Source organism: Mucilaginibacter sp., assembly GCF_028288105.1.
GTDB lineage: Bacteria > Bacteroidota > Bacteroidia > Sphingobacteriales > Sphingobacteriaceae > Mucilaginibacter.
This window is the reverse complement of record NZ_JAQBOI010000238.1, coordinates 1-6,937: the sequence shown is the minus strand read 5'-3', so window position 1 is coordinate 6,937 and position 6,937 is coordinate 1. Positions and strand designations below refer to the sequence as shown.

Annotated in this window: 4 protein-coding genes and 1 pseudogene; 3 read left to right on the top strand and 2 right to left on the bottom strand. The window is 41.1% G+C overall.

Translation table 11 applies throughout. The annotated features are described in order from the left end of the window. A pseudogene (locus tag JWQ85_RS16265) lies at positions 1 to 842 on the bottom strand (ATP-binding protein); the annotation flags it as partial. After that, the gene (locus JWQ85_RS16260; RefSeq protein WP_299469851.1) at positions 832 to 2,187 is read right to left on the bottom strand and encodes a sigma-54 dependent transcriptional regulator; all 1,356 of its coding nucleotides are present in this window, start codon (positions 2,185 to 2,187) and stop codon (positions 832 to 834) included. The pseudogene JWQ85_RS16265 and the gene JWQ85_RS16260, both read right to left, overlap by 11 nt. A gap of 301 nt (positions 2,188 to 2,488) precedes the next feature. Between JWQ85_RS16260 and JWQ85_RS16255 the strand changes: the two genes are divergently transcribed. The 3 genes from JWQ85_RS16255 to JWQ85_RS16245 form a co-directional block, all read left to right on the top strand. Further along, positions 2,489 to 3,742 carry an HlyD family efflux transporter periplasmic adaptor subunit gene (locus JWQ85_RS16255; protein ID WP_299469849.1) on the top strand — a complete coding sequence of 418 codons (1,254 nt, stop codon included), beginning with the start codon at positions 2,489 to 2,491 and terminating at the stop codon, positions 3,740 to 3,742. A 139-nt stretch (positions 3,743 to 3,881) separates the two neighbouring features. After that, on the top strand, positions 3,882 to 4,559 hold the full coding sequence (locus JWQ85_RS16250; protein WP_299469847.1) for an ABC transporter ATP-binding protein: 678 nt from the start codon (positions 3,882 to 3,884) through the stop codon (positions 4,557 to 4,559). A 237-nt stretch (positions 4,560 to 4,796) separates the two neighbouring features. Beyond that, the coding region (locus JWQ85_RS16245; RefSeq protein ID WP_299469845.1) for an ABC transporter permease at positions 4,797 to 6,937 on the top strand (2,141 nt) is incomplete at its 3' end.

Genomic DNA, 6,937 nt, shown 5'->3' with positions numbered 1-6,937 from the left:
CGGCGTTTAATAGTATCAATACCCAGAGAAATATCTTCCAGATCAACACCCTCCAGGTTCCCGGTAATTTCAGGGCTTTGCAAGCGGTTCTTCAATGTATCAGCCAAAGAAGAAATAGGGGCAACCGAGTTCATGATCTCATGCGTCATTACATTTAGCAACTTCGACCATGCCTTTGATTCCGTTTCATCCAAAGCCTCACTTACGTTCTGGAAAGCGATAAGCTTATACATCTTTTCATCGCTGCGCATAATACTTGCGGTAACCAACATTTTTACTTGTTGTTGGTCGCGGGTAATGCTCAATACCTTAGAATCGCCCGGCTTAAGCCTTACTACATCCTTATACAGGGCCGGTTCGCGTTTTTCCAGAGAGTGTATGGTTTTTAAATAGGGGATGCTTATCAGCGATTTAAAAGCCTCATTTATCCAGCTTATTTCACCGGTTTCCTGCTCATAGCTTAAAATACCTGTATCAACCAGTTCCAATATCTTTTGAAGGTAATGATATTGTGTTTCGCGCTCGCGACTAATCAGCTTAAAGGTGGTATTGATATCGTTAAACCCTTTACGCAAAGGCTTCAATTCATTTGGGGCCTTGCGCACATCAAAATGGCGGGAAAAATCGCGGTAGTGGATAGATTCTACAAACTGATTTACCTCATCCTGCGCTTTTTTGTTGAAGCGTATCAGATCAAGTACCGAATAAATTACTAAAGGTATAGTTATAACGGTGTAAAAAAACTTTCCATCGCCTACTAGCAATATTGCTGTAGCCGCTACGGCAACAAACATAAAAAGCACACGCAGCACCAGCCGCCATTCGTAACGGTTAAATATCATATTTACTTAATCTGCGGTACAGCGCTGTACGCGTTAAACCTAACTCTTTAGCGGCACGGGTAATGTTACCGTTATGCTTTTCAATTACACGTAGTATCGCGTTCTTTTCCAGGGTACTTAGCTGAATGTTATCATCATCAATAATATTTTCTCCGGGAGTTTCCAGTATCGAGAAGATCAGATCATCGGCCCTTAAAATATGCTCATCGGCCATGATCACAGCACGCTCAATGGTATATTGTAATTCGCGCACGTTACCCGGATAGTTATAAGAGCGTAGCTTTTGTAAAGATGCGGGCTCAAACTCCATTGTTGGTTTAAGGTATTTGCTGCTGTATAACTTAGCGAAGTGCTTAGCCAGTATCACAATATCCTCGGCACGTTTACGCAGCGGCGGCATATTTATTTCAACCGTGTTTATACGGTATATTAAATCCTTACGAAACTTGTTCTCGTTAGCCAGTTCCTGCAATGGCACGTTGGTGGCGCATATCAGGCGGATGTTTACATCAACCGCTTTGTTAGTACCTAAGCGAGTTACCTGTCGGTTTTGTAATACGGTTAATAGTTTTGCCTGTTGCTGTAAGCTGATATTACCAATCTCATCAAGGAACAGGGTGCCACCTTCGGCTTCTTCAAAACGGCCCATACGGTCTTCGCGGGCATCGGTATAAGCGCCTTTTTTATGACCGAACAATTCACTTTCAAATAACGAATCGGTTAATGCGCCAACATCTACTTTTATAAAAGGTTTATCGGCACGTAACGAGCGTTCATGAATAGCTTTCGCCATTAAATCTTTACCCGTACCGTTCTCGCCAAGTATTAAAATATTGGCATCGGTAGGGGCAATCTTATTTACTTTATGAAATATATCCTCCATCACCTCAGAATCGCCCAGGATAGATGTACCGCTCTCGCCTTTGGCAGATGCCCTTGTGGGTTTACCGCCGCCTTCTTTTTTATCAAGCAGGTCTTTTATAGTATCTATCAGCTTTTCGTTATGCCATGGTTTCACCACAAAATCATTAGCACCTTCTTTTAATGAACGTACAGCCAGGTCAATATCCCCGTATGCGGTGATCATTATCACACAAACGTTGGGTTTCCATTCCTTTATTTTACGCAGCCAGTATATACCCTCGTTGCCGGTATTAATGGCACTGTTAAAGTTCATGTCCAGCAAAACCAGGTCAACCTGATTACGCTGTAACAGCCAATTCAGATTTTCGGGATTTTTCTCGGTGATGATCTCCTGTGTTTCTGTTTTAAGTAATAACTTAACAGCAGTAAGCACATCGGGGTCGTCATCAACAATTAAAACGGTTGCTTTTTTAAGTATCATTTATGGGGTAGTTAATTCGAGGTTATATATAGATAGTAAAGTAAAACATTTTACACTGCAAATTAATAACTGAATGTTAAATATCATACCATTTATAGCATAATAGCTATTATATTGAAAATCAACTGTGATATGCGGATATATAAAATCGTACCTTTTTAGCAGTGTATCATAACCGAACACATGCTGTAACAGAAGCGTACGGTGCAATATTAGGTTTTACGTATAAGGTGTTGAAATACAGTAATTTAATTTGTGGCATGTGTTTTTGTATTCAATTACGAAATATTAATAAAATAAAGTGGACAGAGTAATAGTAAAAAAGAAATGGAGCACTAAGCGGCTGATGACCATAGCCGGTATTGCAGGTGTAGTAGTTTTAATTGCCGGCAGTATTGTTTTTACATCGGGCAAGAGCAAATTAAATGTTGATACAGAGCGTATCACCATAAGCGAAGTTAAAAAAGGCGCTTTCCAGGAGTTTATCCCGGTTAATGGTGTGGTAATGCCACTTAATACAATTTTCCTGGATGCTGTAGAAGGCGGACAGGTTGAAGAGAAATACGTAGAGGATGGGGCAATGCTTAAAAAAGGCGACCCTATTTTAAAACTAAGCAACGTTGACGAAGAACTGAGCCTTGCCTCACAGGAGTCGGCAGTTTTTGGTGAGCAAACACAAATGCAGATAGCACACAACAACGCGCAGCAAAACACGGTAAGCAAACTTAACCAAATGGCCGATGTTGACAATGCCTTTAAGGAAGCCGAGCGTGTTTACCTGCTTGATAAAAAACTTTATGAGCAAAAAGCCATTGGTTTGCAGGAGTACCAGGCAGCAAAAAACGCTTACGATTACCAGTTGCGCCGCAAACGTTTAACCACCCAGATCTTAAAACAAGATACCGCTCTTACTATACAGCAAGACCAGCAAGCAAAAGAACACTACGCGCAAATGAAATCGGCGCTAACGTTGATGCGTAAAAAGGTAGCCAGCTTAACGTTAAGGGCACCTATCGACGGGCAGTTAACATCTTTAGATGCTGAAGTTGGGCAAAACAAAAACAAAGGTGAGCATTTAGGCCAGCTGGATGCACAAAACGGTTTTAAAGTACAGGTTGATGTGGAAGAGCATTACCTATCAAGAATATACAATGGTTTAATGGGCGATTTTAGCTTTGCCGATAAAACTTATAAACTGGTTATCAAAAAAGTATTTACACAGATTGTAAGCGGCCGTTTTAAAGTAGATATGCAGTTTGTTGGCACGGTGCCTAAAGGTATCCGTAAAGGACAAACGCTGCAGATACGTTTAGCGCTAAGCGACGAAACCACAGCGCTGCTATTACCTAAAGGTGGTTTCTACCAGCAAACAGGTGGCAACTGGATCTTTAAAGTAAGTGAAGACGGTAAAACAGCGTATAAAACAGACATACAGATAGGCCGGTACAATACTGATAATTATGAGTTATTGAAAGGCTTAAAACCTGGTGATAAGGTAATTACCTCCAGCTATGAAAATTATGGAGATATACAGGAACTTGTACTAAAGAAGTAGCAAAGCCGTGTAACCTTATTTAAAATGATGCGTCTTTAATAAGAAGTAATAATAATATAAAGAGGAATTAAATTAAAAAATATAAATCACAATTAAACAAAAGGCTTCTGCGCGAGAGCGCGGAAGCTGGGGAGGCCAAATGATAAAAATTACAAATCTTGAGAAATTCTACCGCACCGAAGAGGTAGAAACCATTGCATTGAATAAGCTTACAATGGAAGTTAACACCGGCGAATTTGTGGCCATTATGGGACCATCAGGTTGCGGTAAATCAACTTTGCTGAACATTTTGGGCATGCTGGATGATCCGGATGAAGGCAGCTATGTATTCAATGGGGTTGAGGTAGCTCATTTTAACGAGCGCAAACGTGCCGATTTGCGTAAGCATAACATCGGTTTCGTATTCCAAAGCTTTAACCTTATCGATGAGTTAACCGTATTCGAAAATGTTGAGCTTCCATTGATCTACACAGGTGTAACCGCTGTAGAGCGTGTTAAAAGGGTAGAAGAAGTGTTAGACAAAATGCAGATCATGCACCGTCGTAACCACTACCCTCAACAGTTATCGGGTGGCCAGCAACAACGTGTGGCTATTGCCCGCGCGGTTGTTAACAAACCAAAGCTGATACTTGCGGATGAGCCCACAGGTAACCTGGATAGCAGCAACGGTAACGACGTAATGGAACTACTTACAGATTTGAACGAACAAGGGACTACCATTATAATGGTTACCCACTCTGAGCATGATGCCCGTTACAGCCACCGTATCATCCGTTTACTGGATGGCCAAACTGTGATGGAAAACATCATGGTATAATACCTTTTTAGTTTAATTTAATATAGTTAAGTGTGCCTCCTGCTCTCCTCTCCGCCCTTCATCTGGCGGAGGGGCTGGCTCGAGAATTGCCTTATAATGGGATTGCCATGTTTAAAAAATGCTACGGAACAGGCCTCCTCAAGGTAGTAAAAGAACTTTTCACCCATTATAATTCTGTATTAAGCTACCCGGTTAAGAGTTTAAGGAGCGAGTAAATAATTTAAAACCACCGGTATCATGTTTAAGAACTTCATAAAAACCGCCTTCAGGAGCCTTACCAAAAATAAGGCTTATAGCTTTTTAAATATTTTTGGTTTATCAATAGGTATCGCTTGCGCCTCTCTTATTTTTTTATGGGTAGAGAATGAGGTAAATTACGATTCTACCCACCTAAAGAAAGACCGGATCTATCTTGCGCGCGAAAACCAGAAGTATGATACCTATGTATTTACCCATTCATCAACCCCGGGTGTTATGGGCCCTGCTATACAAGCTGAAATACCGGGTATAGCTAATACCTGCCGCACAAATGAAGGTACAGCCTCTTTATTGTTTGCCACCGGTGATAAGCCGGTTTTTGCCTATGGCAAATATGTAGAACCTTCGTTTTTTAAAATATTCACCCTGCCGTTTTTGGAGGGTAATGCAGCTACTGCGCTTACACAATTACACTCGGTGGTTATTACTCAAAAAGCAGCTAAGAAATTCTTTGGGAATGATAAAAACGTTATCGGCAAAAGTATACGGGTTGATAACAAACAAGATTACATTGTAACCGGTGTTTTAAAAGATATTCCAACCAATTCTAGCGTTGATTTTGAGTGGCTTATGCCCTTTCAGCTTTTTTGGGATAAAAGCCCCTGGTTAAAAAGCTGGGGCAATAATTCATTAAGTACCTATATAGAATTAAAGCCCGGCGTTGATCCTAAAACTATAAACAAACAGTTATACGGCTTTATTCAAAAACGCGAGCCCAGTTCTTTAGGCAGAGTGTTTTTATTTAGCATGAACGACTGGCATCTTTATGACGATTTTAAAGATGGTTTTAAAACAGGCGGCGGCCAGATAGAATATGTACGCCTGTTTACTGTTATCGCGTGGATCATTCTATTCATTGCTTGTATCAATTTCATGAACCTGGCCACTGCCCGCAGCGAAAAACGCGCCCGGGAAGTGGGTGTGCGTAAAGTTTTGGGTGCAAACAAAAAATCGTTGGCATTGCAATTTATAGGCGAAGCACTATTTATGTCATTTGTTGCCGGATGCTTTGCCGTGGTATTTATTATGCTTGTTTTGCCAGCCTTTAACCTGCTGGTACAAAAACAACTTACCCCCGGCTTTAATAACCCGTACCACCTTATTGGTTTATTATTTATCACGGTGATCTGTGGTTTAGTTGCCGGCAGTTACCCATCGTTATATCTTTCATCATTTAACCCCGTATCTGTATTAAAAGGAATAAAACTAAAAGATACAGGCGCAGCATATATCCGTAAAGGGCTTGTTGTAATGCAATTTACCGCGTCGGTTATCTTAATCATCAGCACTATTATAGTTTACCAGCAAATACAGCACGTAAAAAGCAGGCAATTAGGCTTTAATAAAGATAAGCTGATAGAAACCGGCCTACAGGGCGATATGGCAAAAAACTTTAACTCCATTAAGCAGGATCTGCTGAATACAGGTTATATCCAAAATGTAGCCCTGTCAGATCATGCTATTATTTATGGCGGTAATAACACATCCGGGCTTACCTGGGATGGCAAGCCTCCTGGCTCGCAGGTATTAATATCGCAAAGATATGTTACCCCGGAATTTGTGGAAACATCCGGACTAAAACTATTAGAAGGCAGAGACCTAACTGTAACTGATACCAATACTAAACCTATAAATATGCTTATTACACAAAGTATGGCAAATTTAATGGGCAAAGGCAGTGCTTTGGGTAAAAGGGTACATGGCGAAGGTGATACAACATCGGCCGTTGTAGTAGGTGTTGTGAACGACTATGTATATGGCAACATGTATGGCAAACCAGATCCGGTTATGTTTTTTAGCGCGGCCCCGAAAAATACAGAGCTAATGTACGTGCGTATCAAATCGCAAAAAGGGATAGAGGCTTCATTGGCAGCTATACAGAGTGTTTTGAAAAGAGATAACCCTGCATACCCCTTCGATTACCGCTTTGTTGACGATCAGTTTAGCCAGATGTTCCAAAGTGAAATGCTGGTGAGTAAATTATCAAGGGTGTTTTCTGCGCTGGCCATTGTTATATCGTGCCTTGGCTTATTTGGCCTCGCCGCTTATACAGCCGAGCGAAGAATAAAGGAAATTGGCATCCGTAAAGTGCTGGGTGCGAGTGTATCAGGGCTTGCAAC